Annotated in this window: 13 protein-coding genes; 4 read left to right on the top strand and 9 right to left on the bottom strand. The window is 61.0% G+C overall.

What is annotated here, in order from left to right; genetic code table 11:
- Positions 1 to 314: 314 nt before the first annotated feature.
- Complete coding sequence (locus tag OHL14_RS17465) at positions 315 to 494, bottom strand: hypothetical protein (protein WP_263380661.1); 180 nt, start codon at positions 492 to 494, stop codon at positions 315 to 317.
- A gap of 163 nt (positions 495 to 657) precedes the next feature.
- Complete coding sequence (dnaG, locus tag OHL14_RS17470) at positions 658 to 2,433, bottom strand: DNA primase (protein WP_263380662.1); 1,776 nt, start codon at positions 2,431 to 2,433, stop codon at positions 658 to 660.
- A 212-nt stretch (positions 2,434 to 2,645) separates the two neighbouring features.
- Between dnaG and OHL14_RS17475 the strand changes: the two genes are divergently transcribed.
- Positions 2,646 to 3,926: a YXWGXW repeat-containing protein gene (locus tag OHL14_RS17475; protein ID WP_263380663.1), complete on the top strand. Its 1,281-nt coding sequence runs from the start codon at positions 2,646 to 2,648 to the stop codon at positions 3,924 to 3,926.
- Between the two features lie 82 nt (positions 3,927 to 4,008).
- Complete coding sequence (locus OHL14_RS17480; RefSeq protein ID WP_263380664.1) at positions 4,009 to 4,782, top strand: RNA methyltransferase; 774 nt, start codon at positions 4,009 to 4,011, stop codon at positions 4,780 to 4,782.
- 70 nt (positions 4,783 to 4,852) lie between these two features.
- On the opposite strand, the gene OHL14_RS17485 is transcribed toward OHL14_RS17480, so the two are convergent.
- Entirely contained in the window at positions 4,853 to 8,833 is a 3,981-nt protein-coding gene (locus OHL14_RS17485; RefSeq protein WP_263380665.1) for a TonB-dependent receptor, read from the bottom strand.
- A gap of 242 nt (positions 8,834 to 9,075) precedes the next feature.
- Positions 9,076 to 13,098 (bottom strand): carboxypeptidase-like regulatory domain-containing protein, encoded by a 4,023-nt coding sequence (locus OHL14_RS17490; protein ID WP_263380666.1) that lies wholly within the window; start codon positions 13,096 to 13,098, stop codon positions 9,076 to 9,078.
- Positions 13,099 to 13,387: 289 nt separating this feature from the next.
- On the opposite strand from OHL14_RS17490, the gene OHL14_RS17495 reads away from it, so the two are divergent.
- Positions 13,388 to 14,020, top strand: coding sequence for a response regulator (locus OHL14_RS17495; protein ID WP_263380667.1), 633 nt, complete (start codon positions 13,388 to 13,390; stop codon positions 14,018 to 14,020).
- 95 nt (positions 14,021 to 14,115) lie between these two features.
- Here OHL14_RS17495 and OHL14_RS17500 read toward each other — a convergent pair whose 3' ends face one another.
- Entirely contained in the window at positions 14,116 to 15,045 is a 930-nt protein-coding gene (locus OHL14_RS17500) for an oxidoreductase (protein ID WP_263380668.1), read from the bottom strand.
- A 338-nt stretch (positions 15,046 to 15,383) separates the two neighbouring features.
- Between OHL14_RS17500 and OHL14_RS17505 the strand changes: the two genes are divergently transcribed.
- Positions 15,384 to 16,205, top strand: coding sequence for a tetratricopeptide repeat protein (locus OHL14_RS17505; RefSeq protein WP_263380669.1), 822 nt, complete (start codon positions 15,384 to 15,386; stop codon positions 16,203 to 16,205).
- Positions 16,206 to 16,299: 94 nt separating this feature from the next.
- Here the strand turns inward: OHL14_RS17505 and OHL14_RS17510 are convergent, their stop codons facing one another.
- The 4 genes from OHL14_RS17510 to OHL14_RS17525 form a co-directional block, all read right to left on the bottom strand.
- A complete protein-coding gene (locus OHL14_RS17510; RefSeq protein ID WP_263380670.1) occupies positions 16,300 to 16,719 on the bottom strand; it encodes an ExbD/TolR family protein in 420 nt (139 codons plus the stop codon).
- A 170-nt stretch (positions 16,720 to 16,889) separates the two neighbouring features.
- Positions 16,890 to 17,813 (bottom strand): cobalamin-binding protein, encoded by a 924-nt coding sequence (locus OHL14_RS17515; protein ID WP_263380671.1) that lies wholly within the window; start codon positions 17,811 to 17,813, stop codon positions 16,890 to 16,892.
- A 140-nt stretch (positions 17,814 to 17,953) separates the two neighbouring features.
- Positions 17,954 to 18,388 (bottom strand): ExbD/TolR family protein, encoded by a 435-nt coding sequence (locus OHL14_RS17520; protein ID WP_263380672.1) that lies wholly within the window; start codon positions 18,386 to 18,388, stop codon positions 17,954 to 17,956.
- An 87-nt stretch (positions 18,389 to 18,475) separates the two neighbouring features.
- A complete protein-coding gene (locus OHL14_RS17525; protein ID WP_263380673.1) occupies positions 18,476 to 18,910 on the bottom strand; it encodes an ExbD/TolR family protein in 435 nt (144 codons plus the stop codon).
- Between the last annotated feature and the right edge of the window lie 61 nt (positions 18,911 to 18,971).

Here is an 18,971-nt window from a genome sequence, read left to right on the forward strand (position 1 = left end):
GCTTCAACGACCAAGAGCGAAGAAGGTGCATGGGGGAAGCTTCTATCGCGTTGACGATATTTAGGGTGTTCCCTTGACCAGTTCTGCGGCTGCCTCGGGCGTGGAGCGGGTCCTTCGACTGCGCCCCTTTGACAAGCTCAGGGGCTTCGCTCAGGATGACGGAGTTTTGGGATGAGGGTGTAGATGCTGGGGATTTCGCTCATCCGTGATGAGGCCGCGTATGAACGGGGCACATCGGCGAGCCCACGTCTCAGATGGGAGACGTGGGCAGCCAAGGTGTGAATCGGATGCTGGACATCCGCCGGGGTGAATTCCTAGTGGCTGTCGCCATCGTGGTCGACGTCGCCCGTGGTGGGGTGGGCAGCGGCGCGGCTGAGGGTGACGGTGTCGGTGGCTGTGGGTGAGGTGGCTACGGGCGAGGGAGCGGGGGCGGCCTTGGGGAGTTCGGCTGCGGTAGTAACGGGAGTGGTGGAGCTGATGGCTGCGACGTTCATGATGTTTCCTCCACAGGGTGTATCGGCGGGAGAACAGCTACGTCTAGGGGTGTGCGATGACGTTGTGTTCAGGTTGATCCTGCGGATTGCGATGACGCCCGCGATGCTTCGGCCGAAATGACAAGCCCTTGCGGGAGTTGGAAGGGCAGGCGTGGGGGTGGGGTTAGCGCTGGCGTTCGCGTTGCAAGCGGATGAATTCCTGCATCAGCTGAAGGCGCATGGCTTCGTCGCCGCGGCGTTCGGCTTCGGCGATTTGCGAGGTGAGGGTACGGAGGCGGCGCTCGATGTAGCTTCCCGCCAGGGCATCGAGGGCGTCCTGCACCTTTGCGAGGAAGGCTTCGCTGTCTTCGTCGTGGCTTTCGTGGAGAGCGCTGGCGAGCAGGGCGCGGGAGGACTCGTCGGGCGCGGCTTCGAAGGGATTGTCGGGTGCGGGGGCGTTGACGAGAACGTCCATGACAGCCGCGGAGGCGAGTTCGGCGAACCAGTCGGGGTTGGTGCCGAGCTGTGTGGCGGCGAGGGCTCGCGAAGAGGAGGCCTCCGGCAGGATGAGGGCGCGGAGCAGGATGCGTTCAACTTCGGAGACTGCTGAGGGCTGCGGGGCGCGGACGCTTTCGAGGCGCTGCGCGGCGGCCTGCTTGAGCTCCTGCCGCATCATGGAGCTTTCGATGCCGAGCTTCTGCGCGGCGTTTTCGGCGAAGTCGTTGCGGGCGATGGGATTGGGAACGCGGCGGATGTGCGGCAGCAGAAAGTTGAGCGCTTTGACCTTGGCTTCAGGCGTGCGCGGCGGGAAGAGCGTGCGGGCGCGGTCGATGAGGTAGTCGGCGTAGCGCGTGGCGTTGCGGACGGCGGTGGAGTACTCCGCCATGCCGCGCTCCTTGATGTAGCGGTCGGGGTCGAGGCCGCCATCGAGGGTGACGACGCGGACTTCGAAGCCTTCTTCAACGAGCAGCGAGATGGTTTTTTCTGCCGCGACGGCACCGGCCTGGTCGGGATCGAAGTTGAGCACGACGCGTTTGGTGAAGCGCTGTAGCAGGCGGACCTGATGCTCAGTGAACGCGGTGCCGCTGGTGGCCATGACGTTCTGAATGCCACCCATGAAGACGGAGATGCAGTCCATCTGGCCTTCGACCAGCAGCGCGATATCGAGTTCGCGCATGGAGGACTTCGCCTTATCGAGATTGAAGAGGACGTGGCCCTTGGTGTAGAGCGGTGTCTCGGGCGAGTTGAGGTATTTGGGGCCGGCCTTGGCGTCGACGTCAGCGGAGTCGAGTGCGCGGGCGGTGAAGGCGATGGGCTTGCCCTGCTCGTTGGCGATGGGGAAGGTGATGCGCTTACGAAAACGCGCATACATGGCACCCGGTGAGCCATCTTCCTGCTCCTTCCAGCTGAAGAGGCCGCTGGCGCGGAGGACCTCTTCGGAGAAGAACTTGCCGAGGCGGTCGCGCATGTCGTTGAAGCTTTCGGGAGCGTAACCGATGCGGAACTTTTCGATGGTCTCCGGCGTGACGCTGCGGGCGGAGAGGTATTCGCGGGCGCGGGCGGCTTCGGGCGAGCGGAGGTTCTGCTGAAAGTACTGGGTGGCGGCCTCGTGCGCGTCGATGAGCTGCTTGCGCAGGCCAGCGGAGCGAGCTTCTTCGGGCGAGTTGAACTCGCGCTGCGGAAGCGGGATGCCCATCTTGGTAGCGACGGCGCGGACGGCTTCAGGGAAGCTGAGGGACTCCATCTTCATGACGAAGGTGAAGACATCGCCATGCTCCTTGCAGCCGAAGCAGTAGTAGCTGGCGGTGGCGGGATAGAGATAGAAGGAGCCGGACTTTTCTTTGTGGAAGGGACAGAGCGCAGACCAGTTCGCCCCGGACTTGCGGAGGTTGATGTACTCGCCGACGATGCGGGCGATGTCGGCCTGGGCCTTGACTACCTGTGCGAAGTTATCTGCCATGTTCCTGTTCCAGTGTATGGGTAATGGGTGGGCGTTTGGCGGTCGGCGGGCAACCGTTGGTAATGCAGCACTTTGCGAAAAGACGAGATAAGATTCTGCGGCGGAGCAACACCTGCCGTGAAGCTGTGTTGAAACGGCATGTACCCGGACGACTGCTGAGCAGACCGGGGGCGATGCGACAGCGGCAGCGCTGGATTTTCAGGAGAGATCAGATGATGTTCAAGAACGCAGTTCGGATGTTGACAGTGGGAGCGGCGCTGGCCGTTCCTGTAGCGATGGTTCCTGCAGCACAGGCGCAGATCAGCGTCGGGATTTCGGTAGGCTTTGCACCTCCGGCTCTACCGGTGTACGCGCAGCCACCGCTGCCTTCACCGGGGTACATTTGGACGCCCGGTTACTGGGGCTATGGCGATGCAGGCTACTACTGGGTTCCGGGTGTGTGGGTGCAGCCACCCTCGGCTGGCCTGCTGTGGACGCCGGGATACTGGGGTTTTGAGGGTGGCTACTATGGCTGGCACCGTGGCTACTGGGGACCGCACATCGGCTACTACGGTGGCATCAACTACGGCTTTGGCTATGTAGGCGTGGGCTTCGAGGGCGGCTACTGGAACCATGGCTCGTTCTTCTATAACCATGCATACTCGAACTTTGGCGGCGTGCATGTGACGAATGTGTATGAGCACAACGTCGTGATCAACAACACGGTCGTGAACCGTGCGAGCTTCAACGGCCCCGGCGGCTACCAGGCCCATGCAACGGCGCAGGAGATGGCCGCAGCGAACGAGCATCATGTGGAACCGACGGGCATGCAGCAGCAACACTTCCAGGCAGCGGCGCAGGACCGGTCACAGCTGGCGAGCGTGAACCATGGACGCCCTGCGACGATGGCAGCGGCGAGCCCGGCAGCGTATCACCAGGTCGCGCAGCAGCACATGCAGTCGCAGCCGATCTCCGCGCAGGACCGCACGGCGGGCAAGAGCTACAACCCGAACAACCGCGAGGCGAACCAGGACCAACGCATCTCGAACGGACTGCGCTCGGGACAGATGACCTCGGGTGAGGCTGCCCGGGCGGATCGCACGCAGTCGAACATCGATCAGCAGGTGCATAACGATCGCGCAGCGAATGGCGGCACGTTGACCGGGCAGGAGAAGCAACAGATCAACGGCGAGCAGAACAAGGCGAGCCAGCAGATCTATAACGAGAAGCACAACGGCAACACGATCACTCCGAACCAGGTGGACAACCGCGAGGCGAACCAGCAGGCACGGACGGCGCAGGGTCTGCGCTCGGGTCAGATGACCTCAGGTGAGGCTGCCCGCACGAACGCGAACCAGGCGGGCGTGGCACAAGGTGTCCACAATGAGCGGACGGCGAATGGTGGAGCGTTGACTGGACAGCAGAAGCAGCAGGCGAACCGCGCGGAGAACAGGAACTCGCGGCAGATCAACAACGAGAAGCACAACAACGAGAAGATGCCAAAGGCAAAGTAGCAGGCTATCTATCAACGGGTAAGACAGAGGGACCGCTGAGTGTGACGGTCCCTCTGCCGTGTGCGCTCGATAGAATAGACGGATGTTGAATGGCGCAGAGAGAGCTCGGCTGACCGTGGTGCTGGTGGGCGCGAGGAACCCGAGCAATATCGGCGCGGCTGCGCGGGCGATGCATGACTTCGGGTTCAGCGACCTGCGCGTGGTGAATGAGTACGGAGCGTCGTTCGAGGCAGCGCAGCTGGAGGCGAAGTCGGCCGTGGCTGCGAGCACGGTGATGGAGAACGCGAGGCTATTTGCGAGCGTCGCCGAGGCTGTGGCGGACTGCCATGTGGTGGTTGGGACAACGGCGATTGGCGAACGCGAGATGCGGCAGGTGGTGGAACCGCTGCGGGTAACGGCTCCGAAGATGACCGCGGCTCTGCAGGGCGGCGATGGGCGCGTGGCGCTGCTGTTCGGGTCGGAGAAGACGGGGCTGACGAACGAGCAGCTAAGCCATTGCAACCTGCTGACGACGATCCCGATGTATCAGCCCGAGTGTGCGCGGCATCTGTCAATGAACCTGGGGCAGTCGGTGGCGGTGTGTTTGTATGAGCTGGCGCGCGAGGGCTTTGAGGGCGCGCGCGCGCTGCCGGTGAAGCATGAAGCAGCGGCGACGGGCGAGGATCGCGAGCGGCTGACGCAATTGCTGCTGGATGCAATGCATGCGGTGGGATACACGCGGCGCTATCCGCAAAATGCGAGCGAGACGCTGGTACGGCAGCTGGCACAGCAGCTTGGGGGGAGCCATCGCGAGGCGATGACATGGATGGGGTTCTTGCGGCAGGTGCTGTGGCGGGAGCGTGGGGAGGGAAAGTAAGAAACCGAAGTAGAACCAGAAAGCCCCACGCGGATGCGTGGGGCTTTCTGGGTGAGGGTGCGAGTTGAAGTTAGAAGCTGATACGTCCAGAGAACTGGAAGTCGCGGCTGTCTGACGAAGCAGAGCCCAGCGTTCCAAAGGTGGCTGTGTTGATGTTTTGACCGATGCCCGCGTTCGAACCGCTTCCACCTCCGCCGAAGGTGACGGAGTTGAGGAGGTTCTGGACGTCGACGCCGAAGGTGAACTTGACCTGCGAGGTGATGTCGAAGGTACGGCGCAGACCACCCGTGATGCGGGCGTTGCTTGGAGCACGGAGGTTGAAAGGCGCACGCGGAGCGTCACCGATCATCTGGTAGCCGGAGTTGCAGAACGGTCCGGTCGATCCCGTGCAGGCCGTCGCGGTGGTGCCGCTGACTCCCTGCCCGGGTGTCGTGCTCGGAACGTAACCGTTCAGATAGCTGAGGGTGCCGAGTGTGGTAGCGGTTACACCCTGTCCCCACTTGCCGTTAACACGAATGTTCTTGCCTGTGAAGTTGGGGTTGACGTCCGGCATGCACTGGCCCTGTCCAGGCTCGGTGCTGCTGGTGCAGGCGGAGGAGGTGATGAAGAGCGGCACACCGGAGAGGTAGGTTCCGATGCCCGAGACCTCCCACCCACCGGCGATCCAGCGAACGGCACGGGAGTTGTTGCCGATGCCTCCCTTGCCGAACGGCAGCTTATAGACGCCGTATATCGCCAGGTTTTCTGGCTGGTCCAAATTGCCGACGGAGCGGTCAATGCGGTTGGCGGCGTAAGACTGACCGCTAAGCAACGCAGAGCCAGGAATGGCGTATCCCGAGCGTTGCGTGCCGGTATCGTCGAGTTCCTTGTTGTAGGTGTAGTTGATATTGAGCGTCAGGCCATGCGTGGGACGGATGGCGAGAGTGAACTCAAAGGCGTTGTAAACGGCGTTTGCGGAATAGGAGCCCCAGGGATCGGCGGTGCTGGAGTACTGCGGCATCCACTTAAGTCCCTGACCGATGGTGGCGTAAGCAGCACCGGCGGCGGTCTGCGCTGCGGCTGTAAACCCGGCGTACGGCGCACCGCAGCATCCGGGAAGGATGGTTTGTGCGGCAGCCACGTTCGCGGGAGTGGCAGCATTGTTCAACAGAGTCGTCTTGACGCCGGTGGTGGCGTTGGTGGTAGCCAAAACCAGGTACTTCGGATTGATCTGACCGGACTGAAGCCCCCGAAGGTTGGAGGCGCCGGCGATGAAATGCGTAATGCTACCGGCGTAGTTCGCCGTAACGGTGATGTTCGACGTAATGGAGCGCTGAATACCGAAGTTATAGAAGTAGAAGGTCGGGGTGCGGTCGCCGTAGTACGGGTCGGCGTAGCTGACACCAGCCGTGGAGCGAACGAAGGCACCTGCGCCGTTTACGAAGTTACCGACGAGGCCGGTGGAGAGCTGACTGGTAGCCGACGGAGGCGTGATGGCCGGCAGCGTGAATGTGGGGCCGCCAAACCTGGAGTTATTCAGCTGCGCGTTGTAACCACTGGTGTTGAGATAGAACTCCGGCAGGCCTGTGGGGCCAGCCACGGTGTTGGCAGGCAAGCTGACTGGCTGGCTAAATCCAGTCTGACCTGTGGCGTTTGCAGCTGCGCCACCGGTGCCGCCACCGTGGGAGTAGAGGATGGCTGCGCCACCACGGAAGACGGTCTTGTCATCCACGGAGTAAGCAAAACCGAGGCGAGGACCAAAGTTCTTCCAGTAGGTGTTGACCGGCGTGCTGCAGCCGCAACTTGCGGAGGGCCCGCCATAATTACCAGCAAACTGGAACGATCCAAGATTTCCAGTGTAGGGATTGGTCTGCGTGGCGTTGAGGAAGGACCAGCGATCGGCAGTTTCGCGGAAGCCAGGCAGGTAGTCCCAACGGAGACCGAGATTGAGGGTGAGCTTGGGCGTGACCTTGAAGTCGTCCTGGAAGTAGGGCGAGATGGGGTGGTAGCGGTCGCCTATATCGGAAAAGGGCTGCAGGGTTGTACTGGTGCTGCTGACAGCACCCAGAAGGAAGCTCGCGTAGGCATAGCCAGGAGCCGCGGTAGAGTACGCGGTACCGTTCACCTGAGCGGTGTCGTTATTGCTGTAGGCCAGCGTGATCGGTGAAGACGGGCTATTGAAGGAGCTGAAGTTTTCCATCAGGTCCTGCAGCTGGATACCGAAGTTGAGGGCATGACGACCGATGACCCACTCCACGTTATCGACGACATCAAAGGTGTGCGTGACGGTCTTGTTGGTGATGGCTGGCTGGGCCCAAGCGGTCTGTGCGTTGCTGCCAGCGAAGGTAGCGCCGGGGAACTCGTCCGAGGCCTGGCCAGCGGGCAGGTTGGTGATGCCAAGGCTGGTTGCCTCATAAAGCGGGTTGCCCTCGGTGATGTTCTGGACCGGCGGTCCGCCGAAGTACTGGTAACCCACCTTGAACTGGTTGACCAGGTTGGGGCGGATCGTGATCGTGTGTTCAAGTTCGGCAAAGTTGCCAGCGACGGTCGAAAGAGTCGACGCGAGGTACGGCACCGGCAGATTAGCTGAACCGGAGGTGTACGGAACAGCATGACGGCGCCCATCGGCATAGGCCACGGAGAGGCGCTGGTTCGACGAGATATCGTAGTCCACCTTGCCCGAGAAGAGCAGATTGCGGTATCCACCGGGGATGCCGCCAACATAGTTGTTCGTAACGTTTCCGTTCACTACGGGTGGCAGGAAGCTCTGCAGCTTTTGCGCGATCGGCGAGATCTCCGACGCAGGGATGACGTTCGGCGTCGGGATGCCGTTCTTCATGCCCATGAACGGCTGGCGGGTGCAGGTGGTGGCGGTGGGGCAGGTCTGTGTGGTGGGATCGTAGATGGTGTAGCCAATGTTGGCCGTACCGGAGTGATAGGGGCTGGTGCTGGGCAGCAATTCAGTGAAGTCGCCCGCACGCATGAGCGTGGTAGGCAGGGTGTCGTTGCCATAGGTAGGCGCGGCGGTGGAGTTGACTTTGTCCAGCGTCAACTGGAAGAAGAGCTTGTCGCGGCCGTCGAAGAGATGCGGGATACGGACAGGACCGCCAAAGCTGATGGAGAGCTCGTTCTGGTGGTCGGCTGGCTTACTGCCGGTCTGGTTACGAGGTCCGGTCACACCCTGAGCATTGGTGTAGGACACATAAGGAGCGGAGAAGCCCCAGGTGTCGAAGATGGTGTTACGGACGAAGTCGGCGACGGTGCCGTGATACTTGTTGGTGCCGGACTTGAGGTTGTAGTTTTCCAGGCCTGCACCTTGGTACTCAGCGGAGAAGCCGCTTGTGACGACCTTGATCTGGTCGATGGCTTCAAGAGGGATGACGTTGAAGACGGGGCGATTGTCGCCTTGCTGCGAGATGCTGGTAAGCGGCAGGCCGTCAACATAGAGTTCGCCGAGGCGGGTGCCGGTGCCGCCGATGACGGAGGAACGAGTGCCGGGCTGCGCGCCGGGCTGCAGGTTCGAGAACTGCGTGATATCGCGCTGCTGGTTGCCGGATACGAGCAGGGGGAGTTCCATGTACTCGGTGCCTTGAATCGTGCCGCCGAGAGTGCCGTTGGTGGTATCCAACTGCGGAGGAGCGGTCGAGACGTCGACGGTCTCGCCCGTATCGCCGATCTTGAGCGTGATGTTGAGGCCGACACTGTTGAGCGCATCCACCTGGATGTTCTGCTGGCGGTAGGCCTGGAAGCCTGCGGCTTTGACGTCGATGGTGTAGATGCCGGGTAGGAGCGGCGTCATGACGTAAAGTCCGCTGGACGAGGTAGGGTGCGAGACCTTGACGCCGGTGGCGACGTTGGTAGCGGTCACAGCGGCGTTGGGGACGACTGCGCCCGTAGGATCGGTGACGGTTCCCTGAATGGCACCTTCACCCGCGCTTTGCGCGAAAGCGGTTACAGCGCAGAACATGAGGGCCGTCAGGCAGGCAAGCCAGAGAGTGAGGGTGGAGCGGAACGGGCGGCGGCGATGGGTATCTGCACGGCCGGCGGCGTTCGTCGCGGAACTTGCGGTCATGGTACTTCCTCCAGAAAGGCGTGCTTGAAATGTCTATCTAAGTTGCGAAATAGACACTAGGTTGCGCGACACGACATTGTCAATAGGAAAATCATTCCAGTCAGACAGATAATGTCGAGCGGGCGTAGGCTTTCCGGAAGACGGTGATGCGTTCTGGCTGAAATCTGCCTGACACACAAAACACACCCCTTACAAGGCTTTGCCTTGTAAGGGGTGCGGGTGGAGGGGGTTGGGTTGGTTGGTTAGAAGTTGAAGTGGCCGGCGACCTGGAAGCTGCGTGGTTTGTTGGAGACGCCACCGACTGTGCCGAAGGCAGCGTTGCCGTAGCTGACGTTAGGAGCGGAGAAGATGGTGTGGTTCGCCACATTCACACAATCCGCTTCGATCTGCAGGTTCATAGCGCTGCGAATCTTGAAGGTGCGCTTGATGTTCATGTCGAGGTCAGTGGAGTTGGGGCCAGTGAGATGGTCTGGGCCGACGCGTGGGGCGTTACCCAGGAGTTGATTGGTGGCAGAGGTGACAGCTGCGCCGCCAACGCTCTTTGCTGCGGAGAAGGCGTTGCTGTCGATGTATTTGGTAGCCGTGGTGGTGGAACTGCAGGCGGTGCCGGTGAGGGTGCCGTCCACGGTACCAAGGCCGATGCTGCAGGCCGTGCGGCGACCGTCGGAGCCACGCCCGAAGCCGCCGCCGATGCGGGGGTTGCCGGTGTAGGCGGCGTTGAGGTCAGGCATGCATTGGCCCTGTCCTGGGGAGGAGCAGGTAGCGGCGGTGACGGCAAGGGGCGAACCTGTACCGAAGGTGAAGATGCCGCCGAGCTGCCATCCGCCGAGGACCTGACGCGCGATCACATTCTGACCGCCGAGTCTTCCCGTGCCAAACGGCAGGTTGTAGACACCGTAGGCATGGATGATATGACGTTGGCTGAGCGTGGTGTCGGAGCGTTCGATGCGATCCATGTGATAGCTGCGAGTGCCGCCGGAGATGGCATTCTGCGGGACATCGAAGCCAGAACGGAAGGTCCCGTCGTCGCCTACGTTCTTGGACCAGGTGTAGTTGAAGTTGTAGGTAAGACCCTTCCAGTTGCGCTGATCGACGGTGACCTGCAGGGAGTTGTAGCTGAAGTTGGCCGTGTTGACGCCCCAGGTGTCGGCCACACTTGAGTATTGCGGGAACGCGACCAGGCCCTGCGTGATGGTGGTGGTACCGCCATTGGCGGCAAATTGCTGGTAGAAGTTGGGAATGTTGATGCCAGGAACTTTTGTCGCCGCGATGGCGATGTTGGCTGCCGTAGCTGGAGCGGAAAGGATGGGTGTTTTGCCGTCGCTTGCCGTTGTGCCAGCCAGTGCAGCGAGGTAGGTGGGGTTGAGCTGGTTGGCCCAGTAGCCACGGATATTGCCGCCACCGACGGTGGAGTTGTAGAGATGGTGGCTCTCGTTGCCGGCATAGTTGATGGCGAGGGTCAGGCTGCTGGTGAAGGCATGCTGCACGCCTGCGTTGAAGAAGGTGAAATCAGGTGCGCGGCTGGAGAAGTAGGGGTCGGCGTAACCGGGTGCCGCGCCTGCAGTAGGACCGCCCACGTAGTTACCGGTGTTGAGGATGACGGAGGCCGCTCCCGGAACGGGGGCAGCAGGATAGCTGTTGCCCGCGAAGAGCGCCGTGTTGGCTCTGCCGTTGGCCTGGAACTGAGCTCCGTTATTCAGATAGAAAGACGGGCCTGCAGCAGCTCCGGTGAAGACATCGAGGGGGCTGGTAGCCGTGGTGTTGAAGCCGAGGCCACCGGTTCCGTTGGCAGCGCCGACGCGTCCACCGACACCGCCACCTTGCGAGAAGACGTGACCGATGCCCGCGCGCCAGACGGTGTTGGGATCGGTGGAGTAGGTGATGCCGAGACGGGGACCGAAGTTCTTCCAGTAGGTCTGGACAGGAGTGCGGCAGCCGCAGCTTACGCCTGCTCCACCGTAGTTGCCGGCGAACTGCAAAGCGCCCGGGGTTCCGGTTGCAGGGTTGATTTCGGTGGGGTTCAGGAAGCTCCAACGATCGAGCACTTCATGGAACGGCGGCAGGTAGTCCCAGCGGAGACCAGCATCCACGGTGAGTTTCGAAGTGGCCTTCCAGGTGTCCTGAATGAAGGGAGCGATGGGCATGTAGCGACCGCCGGTTTCAGCGAGCGGCTGCACGGAGAGTGAGGTCTGGCTGACTGCGCCAAGCAGGTAGCTGGCATAGGCGTAGCCGGTGGTGGCTGCGGAGGCCTGCGGGAGGCTTGTACCGCTGAACTGCGCCGTAGAGACCGCGGTGAAAGGTAGCGAGAGGAAGCCAGTCTGCGTTGCGGGGTTGGCGTTGTTGATCTCCTGCCACTGGATGGTGATACCCGCGTTGATGTTGTGCCTGCCCTTGGTGTACTGGAAGTCATCCAGCAAGGTGAAGTTGTTGGGTGTGGTGATCTGCGTGGAGACAGCTGCGCTGTTGCCGGTCCAGGTGGTGACCGGGGTGGCAAACTGCTTGCTGGCAGCGAAGCTCATGCCGGGGAACTCGCGTCCTGCCTGTCCTGCCGGAAGATTGGTGAGGCCGAGCGTGGTGGGCGAGTAAGCTGCAACACCATCGGTGGAGTCCTGAATGTTCATGAAGAAGCGGACGTAGCCGAACTTCAGCTGGTTGACCATCGAGTTGGAGATGGTCCAGTTGTGCTCGATGTCGTAGACCTTGGGGAAGATGGCTGCGAGGTCACCGCCGGTGTAGGGCTGGGGCAGGTAGGGAGCGCCGTAGTTGTTGAGGTAGTGGACCGCACCCATCGCGCCGATGGTGGAGATGCGCTGCGTCGGCGTGATGTCGAAGTCTACGCGCCAGTCGATGGCGTGGTTATCGAAACCGTTGTTGATGAGGCCGGTGTAGTTGTTGGTGAGGGTGTTGGTGGCGCTGACGGCGGGCAGATACTTCTGAGCGGCCAGAGCGAAGGGCGAAAGGTAGGCGGTGGGAATCACGTTGTTGGTCGCGGTTCCGTTCTTGAGCCCGGAGAAGGCTGTGCGGGTGCAGGTGGCGCCTGCGCAGGTGTTCGAGGTGGGATCGAAGAGGAAGGCCGTGTTGGTCACCGTCGAACCGCCGAAGGTCTGAGCGGTGTTGCCGGTCGGCCCGCCAGCGGAGATGCAGTTGGCCTGGTCGGTCGCGTTGGTGATGGAGAGGCAGGCGAGCTGCGAGAAGTCGCCGGTGCGCTCCTGAGCGGTGGGGATGGTGTACTGCGCCGGGTTAGTCGCGCTGCGGTTGTGGAAGCGGTCGTAGGCAACGAAGAAGAAGATGCGCTTGGTTCCCGGAACGTGGCCGCCGAAGGTGGCGGAGAACTCGTTCTGATGATCGACCGGCTTGGGCGCGAAGGCCTTGCCCGAGGCGGTGGTGACGATCGTTGCCTTGTTTGCGAAGCCGTTGAGGTCGAAGGCTGTGTTACGGATGAAGTCGGAGACCTGACCGTGATACTTGAGGCCTCCGGATTTCACCGTGAAGTTTGTGGCGCCAGCACCGGAAAACTGTACGGGAGGCGTCGAGGTAACTTCCTGGAACTGGTCGATGGCATCGACGCTGACGGCCTGCGATACGACGCGGTTGTCAGCCTGCTGATTGATCGTCTCGGCTGGGAGACCGTCGAGATAGAGCTGGCCGAGGTAGTTTCCGGTGCCGCCAACGACGGGGAGGCGGGAACCGGACTGAACGCCGGGAGCGAGAGCAGCGAACGCCGTGGCGTCGCGCATGGCTGCGTTCACGATAATCGGAAGATTGGAGTAGGTCTCGTTCTCCATGGTGAGAGCGAGGCTGGCGTTGGTGGTCTCAAGAGCCGGGGGAGCGGAGGTCACTTCGACGGACATGGTCTCGGAGCCGATGGTGAGGGCTACGTCGAGGCCAGTGAGGTTGGCGGCATTCGCAGTGAGGTTTTTCTGGACAAACTCCTGGAAGCCGGGGGCTTTGACGGAGACGGTGTACTTGCCGGGAATGATGGGCGAGATGTTGTAGAGGCCGCTGCCTGAGGTTTCGCGGACCGTGGCGACGCCCGTGGCGTCATTGGTAGCGGTGACGGTCGCCTTGGGGACGGCTGCGCCGGTGCCGTCTGTGACGGTGCCGGTGATGCCAGCTTCACCGCCGGATTGTGCAAGCGCGGCGGTAGAGGAAGCGAACAGGGTGAGGGCGAAGAGACAGACGAGCGAGAGAAGATGGCCGAGCGTACGAGTGCGGCTTGAGACGTCTCTGCGGACGTTGGTTTTAGGGGTGCAACTTGCGAACATGTATTCCTCCGGAAACGGTCACTTCTGAACTTGGGAAGCGACCTAGACATTAGGCACGGGAGATACCACTGTCAATAGGAAAATGATTCCAACTGCATGCGATATTTTGCCGCTGCTTTTTCAGGGAGGAATTGCCTCGCACCCCGATGGATCAAGGGTTTTCGCGTTTTTGCGGGACTCTGGAGATAGGCGACAGACGGGCACGATAAGTTGCGAAGTGCGCTGGGTTAGTACACTCTTATGAGTGGGCTTGCGAATGGAACTACGGGCCCTATCAAGTGAGGTATTTGTGGCGAAGCGCCGTGTACTGCTGGTGGACGATGAGGTAACGATCCTTCTGACGATGAAGGCCGTCCTGGAGATGAATGGTTTCGATGTTGAGACCGCTGCGAGCGCGCGCGAGGCCCGCTCCAAGATCCGTTTGAACGAGTACCAGATGGTGATGACGGATATGCGCATGGAGAGCGATGCCGCCGGGCGCGAGGTGATTCAGGCAGCGCGGACCGCTGCGTATCATCCAGCTGTCGCATTGCTGACGGCCTTCCCTGAGGACGACTGGTCCGAGATGGGCGCGGACCAAATGCTGGTAAAGCCGATGCAGACGGCGATCCTGGTGGAGCAGATTGAAGAGTTGCTGGTGAGCCATGCAGCGAAGCTGGCGCGGCTTTCGAGCGCGGCTGCCGGCCCTGCTGCGAAGGCTGAGAAGAAGCCGAAGGTGAAGAAGTCTGCTGCAAAGCGGCTGGCGAGCAAGAAGCTGCCTGCGAAGAAGATCGTGAACAAGAAGACCTCTGCGCCTGCGAAGAAGACTGCTGCCAAGAAGGTCGTCGCAAAGAAGGTGACTGCGAAGAAGGCTGTCGTGAAGAAGGTCGTCGCGAAGAAGCCGGTGGCTCGCAAGAAGGTTGCGACAAAGCGGAAGAAGTAGCTACAAATGAGAAGACATTGTGAGAAGACGAAAGTGAGAAGACAGAGGAGAATGAATCCTACCGTCTTCTCACTTTCGTCTTTTCACCGCGCTCTTTAGCTGAGCGGCGGGTAGACGACGCCGGTGAGTTCTTCGCTGACCCTCCAGAGGCGTTGGCCGACGGCTTCGTCTAGCGCATTGGCGCGGGGTTTGACGACCACGGGTGCACCCTTCATTTCCATAAAGCCATCCGGGCCGATGTATTCGGCTGGTTTGGCGTTGGGGCTGGTGGCTGCGTAGAGGGTCGGTAATGCGCCGGCTTCGTCGGACTGGGTGAGGAACTTCGCGAAGGTAAACAGCACGCGAGTCTTGAGGTCGCTGCTGCCGGGGCCATTGGCGACGATGCTGGTCTGCGAGACGCCTGGATGCACGGGAATACTGATGAGCGGCGAGCCAATGGCGCGGCGAGCGAGTTCGCGAGCGAAGAGGATGTTGGCAAGCTTGGACTGGTTGTAGGCGGTCCAGGGCTTGTAGTCCTTCGCGAGCTGCAGATCGTCGAAATGGATTTTGCCGCCGCGATGGGCGAGCGAGGCCACGGTAACGACTCGTGGTGCAGGCGCAGCCATGATGGAAGGCAACAAGAGGCCGGTGAGCGCGAAGTGCCCGAGGTGGTTGGTAGCGAACTGTCGCTCGAAGCCTTCGGGTGTGACCTGGCGCGGATTGAGCGCCATGACGCCAGCGTTGTTGATGAGGATGTCGAGGAAGATGCCGCGCTTGAGGAACTCTGCCGCGAAGCGATGTACGTCGGCAATCGAAGAGACATCGAGCAACGAAAGCTCTACCTTGGCGCCTGGAAGCTCTTTTTGCAGGCTGCGGATCGCCAGCTCGCCTTTTTCTGCGCTGCGGCAGGCCAGAACGACGTGCGCGCCGTGGCGGGCAAGCTGCACGGCGGCCTGGTAGCCGATGCCGCTGTTGGCTCCGGTGATGAGAACTTTTTTACCGTCGAGCGCTGGAATTTGCGCTGCGGTCCACTGCTGTGCTGCCATGGGTACTGCCTCCGTGCGGGTCGAAACTGGCGACCCTGCCTACCAATTGGATACTATCGCTTGGCGAATGGATGGCGTCCAATGAAATTGTGTAACGAAGTGCGTCTTTTCGTCGTTTTTATCCGTCGTTGCGTATACCGTTGAGTGATTCGTAGTGTTGAATGTCGTAAGGCATAGTTACTGGTTTTTGGCTGCATAGGCGGATTTGTAAACAGCCGCTGGCAAAGTTTTGTACTCTACCAGTACAATCACACCGAACGGCCAAGTAATCACAAGGGGTTAACCGCCAGGTTCTTTGGCCGATGGCGATTCTGTTGAAGGGGAAGGATTTTCCGAACATGAAACTTAGCGCACGAATTCCGGCAAGCGCGGCACTTCTGCTGGTACTGGCGAGCACGGTTGGCTGCACCAAGCTGCGCGCACGCGATCAGCTGGTGAAGGGCGTACAGGCGTTCAAGGCCGGGCAGTATGAACCAGCCGTAGGCTTCTTCCAGAACTCCATCCAGCTCGATCCCGATTACGATACAGCGAAGCTGTATCTGGCGACGGCGTACAGCTACCAGGTGGTTCCCGGCCTTGATACTCCAGACAACTTGAAGGTCGCGCAGAAGGCTCTGGATGGCTTCAACGCCGTGCTGGCGAAGGACCCCAACGACCTGAACGCGCTGAAGCAGGTGGCGTCGATCCATCGCAACATCAAGCAGTACGACCAGGCAAAGGCCGATGAAGAGAAGATCATCGCTCTTGATCCCAAGGATGCCGAGGCAAACTACACGATTGGCTCCATCGACTGGAATCTGTCCTACAAGAACGCGACCACGATCCTGGGCGCGAATGGCCTGACCGATGACGGCCAGGGCAATGCCAAGAAGAGCAAGGATGTCTGCGCCAAGCTGGTAGCCGCGAACAGCGCGCTGACGGCTGAGGCCCAGAAGTATCTGGAGCAGGCGATCGCGATCGATCCGAACTATGACGCGGCGATGGAGTATCTGCAGTTGAACTACCGCCGCAAGGCTGATCAGGATTGCGGCGACGATGCGGCCCGTAAGGCTGACCTGGCTTCTGCGGACGAGTGGGTGCAGAAGGCTCTGGGCGCTCGCAAGGCGAATGAAGCTGCCAAGGAAAAGAAGGCTGGCGGCGGAATCGACATGAGCAAGTAAACTGGTACTACTGGCTACATTTTTTCCCGGTTGTATTAGCGAGAGCGGCCTCCCTTCGGGGAGGCCGTTGTCGTGGGGGGGAGTTTTGTTGAGCTTAGAGATTGGGCAGGCCCGCTAGCGAGATCCTTTCAGCACCGGCCTGCTTGCCAAGGTCGACGACAGAGGCGACCTGTTGATAGCTGAGGTTGCGGTCCGCCTGCACGATAAGCGTGTGATCTTCCCGCGTGGCGAACATGGATTGAAGGAGCGGCTGTAGCTCTGAAGAGGCCACGACGTGCTGGTTGACGAGGTATTGCGCTGGCAGGCCCGCCATAGGATGGACGACCTGCACCGTAACGGGGGGCAGCGCGGTTGCGGTGGTCGCTTTTCCCTGGGGGATGGAGCTGTCGACTCCCTGCTGGTGGCTGGGCACGATGACCATAAAGATGATCAGCAGCACGAGAAGGACGTCGATGAGCGGGGTAACGTTGATTTCGGACTGCTGTGACGATGCGGAGTTTGCGCTGAAGGACATGAGGCACCTCGAAGGAAGATCGGTGAGCGAGTGCTCGGTGCTTGCGGTCCGTAGACGTGCGGGATTGAGCTGCGGAGAGAGGGCTGGCGGCGAGTTGTGCAGCACGAGCGCCGCGGCCCTGATGCTTTAGACACCGTGGGGACTCGGTTTGAGCCTGGGATTGCGGGCCTTCAGCCGAGACGGGCGACACTATTGGGCGGTAGATGGGCGAAGCGGGTGGCCGGATCGGCGGGAAGTTCGAGAATAGCTGCAATGATCTCGAGGCCTGCGGCGAGGCGGGGGCCGGGGCGCGAGAAATAGGCGGAGCCGTCGACGGCGTAGAGTTCACTATGCTGCACAGCGGGCAGGGTCGCCCACTCCTGCGGGAGCGCGAGCGATTGGAACTGCTCCAGCGTCTGGGCGAGGTTGTAACCGCACGGCATGAGGATGATGACGTCTGGCTTGGCGGCTGCGATCTCCGGCCAGGTGATGCGGACACTCTTTTCGCCGGGGTGCGCGAGGACGGGGTCGCCACCGGCGAGCTGGATCATCTCCGGCACCCAGTGGCCGCCGAGGAAAGGCGGATCGAGCCACTCGAGGCACAGGACGCGCTTCGGCGTATTGGAACGAGGCGTTGCTTCGCGAACCCGACGGACGCGTGCTCTGAGGCTGCTGGTGAGCGCTATGGCGGCCTTGCTATGGCCGGTGGCGGCTCCCAGCTGCTCTATCTCCGCGAAGATAGCTTCAAGCGTGTGGGCGTTGTGGGAGATGATTTGGGGGGCCGAGAGTAGCTGGCTCATGTCGCGGGCCAGCGTCGGGCTGTCGATGGCGCAGACGCGGCAGAGGTCTTGCAGAACAACCAGTGTGGGGGAGAGCGACTGGAGACGGTTGTAGTCGACGAAGTAGAGGCTACGGCCTTGGGCGCCTTCAGCCGAGACGATGCGGTCAATCTCGGCGGGCGTAAGTCCCGGGGGCATATGCGAGAAGACTACCTGCGGTTTGGTGCGGGCTTCGGGTGGGTAGTCGCACTCAAAGGTGACCGCGCATACATCATCGCCCGCGCCGATGGCGAAGAGGATCTCGGTGGCAGACGGGAGGAAGGAAGCGATGCGCATAAATGTAGGGAGTAGGGAGTAGGGGGTAGGGAGTAGGGGTAGACAAAGCTAAAGCAGTAGAGCGGAGATGAGAAAGCCCCACTGCTCGAGTTGACGAGCGGTGGGGCTGTTCTCTACTCCCTGTTTCCTACTGCCCGTCTTTAGTGACCGGCGAGGATTTGAGGAGTCATGATGCCGATGTTCGTGACGTCCGCCTGGTGGCCGAATCCGATGACCTCGGCAACCGAGCCGAAGTCGAGACCTGCATCACCTTTGACGAACATAACCTTCTCCTGGCGTGTCTCGAAGATCCGCTGAAGCTCGGGTTCGATGTCGGCCTTGGCAAAGGTGTTGTCGTTGATCTTGTAGACCGGGAGCGAGCCACCAGCCAATACCTGGACGACGATGGTACGGTCGTTGGGATTGTCCTGCGACTTGTTCTTCGGCGGTTGGGGCACCAGCGCCTCGAGACCCTTGGGGGTCGTGGGCACGATGACCATGAAGATGATGAGAAGTACCAGCAGCACGTCGATCAACGGGGTAACGTTGATCTCGGAGACCGCTGTATTAGTACCGCCTCCTCCACCCATTCCCATAACTGTTACTCCCTTCGGCCCTCGCTGGAGCCTGTCCTATGAAGGACGAATCAGATCTTTGCTTCCGTCACGAATACGTCGAAAGAACTACTTTGCGTTCATATCTGTGAGGAGGTTGAGCTGGCTTACGCCGGCGGTGCGGATAGCGTCGATGGTGTCCATGACCTTGCCGTAGTTCGCGCGCTGGTCGGCGCGGAGATAGACCGACTTGTCGTCCGACGGGTTGGTCTTCTTGGCTTCGAGGTCGTTGATCTTGGTGCCAAGATCGCCGAGCGAGGTCTGGTCGCCGCCGAGGAAGGTCTTACCGTCGCGCGTTACGGCGACAGTGATCGCATCTTCCTTGTTGGCGTTTTCCATCACGGTGGAGGCGCTGACCTGAGGCAGGTCGACGTTCACCTTGTTGTTGAGCATGGGCGTGATGACCATGAAGATGATCAGGAGCACCAGCATGACGTCCACCATGGGGGTCACGTTGATGTTCGAGTTTACCTTCTTGCCTTCGTCCCGCTTATTGATTCCCATAGCAGTTGACTCCGGTATGGCTGGCTTTTAGCTGCCAGCTCGTAGCTTTGAGCTCGTAGTC

The organism is Granulicella paludicola (assembly GCF_025685545.1).
Classification (GTDB): domain Bacteria; phylum Acidobacteriota; class Terriglobia; order Terriglobales; family Acidobacteriaceae; genus Granulicella; species Granulicella paludicola.

Excerpts from the sequence above, each read along its gene's own strand:
- OHL14_RS17520 (WP_263380672.1), bottom strand. The coding sequence starts at position 18,388 with ATGGGAATGGGTGGAGGAGGCGGTACTAATACAGCGGTCTCCGAGATC.
- OHL14_RS17485 (WP_263380665.1), bottom strand. The coding sequence starts at position 8,833 with ATGACCGCAAGTTCCGCGACGAACGCCGCCGGCCGTGCAGATACCCAT.
- dnaG (WP_263380662.1), bottom strand. The coding sequence starts at position 2,433 with ATGGCAGATAACTTCGCACAGGTAGTCAAGGCCCAGGCCGACATCGCC.
- OHL14_RS17490 (WP_263380666.1), bottom strand. The coding sequence starts at position 13,098 with ATGTTCGCAAGTTGCACCCCTAAAACCAACGTCCGCAGAGACGTCTCA.
- OHL14_RS17465 (WP_263380661.1), bottom strand. The coding sequence starts at position 494 with ATGAACGTCGCAGCCATCAGCTCCACCACTCCCGTTACTACCGCAGCC.
- OHL14_RS17480 (WP_263380664.1), top strand. The coding sequence starts at position 4,009 with ATGTTGAATGGCGCAGAGAGAGCTCGGCTGACCGTGGTGCTGGTGGGC.
- OHL14_RS17475 (WP_263380663.1), top strand. The coding sequence starts at position 2,646 with ATGATGTTCAAGAACGCAGTTCGGATGTTGACAGTGGGAGCGGCGCTG.
- OHL14_RS17500 (WP_263380668.1), bottom strand. The coding sequence starts at position 15,045 with ATGGCAGCACAGCAGTGGACCGCAGCGCAAATTCCAGCGCTCGACGGT.
- OHL14_RS17515 (WP_263380671.1), bottom strand. The coding sequence starts at position 17,813 with ATGCGCATCGCTTCCTTCCTCCCGTCTGCCACCGAGATCCTCTTCGCC.
- OHL14_RS17525 (WP_263380673.1), bottom strand. The coding sequence starts at position 18,910 with ATGGGAATCAATAAGCGGGACGAAGGCAAGAAGGTAAACTCGAACATC.
- OHL14_RS17510 (WP_263380670.1), bottom strand. The coding sequence starts at position 16,719 with ATGTCCTTCAGCGCAAACTCCGCATCGTCACAGCAGTCCGAAATCAAC.
- OHL14_RS17505 (WP_263380669.1), top strand. The coding sequence starts at position 15,384 with ATGAAACTTAGCGCACGAATTCCGGCAAGCGCGGCACTTCTGCTGGTA.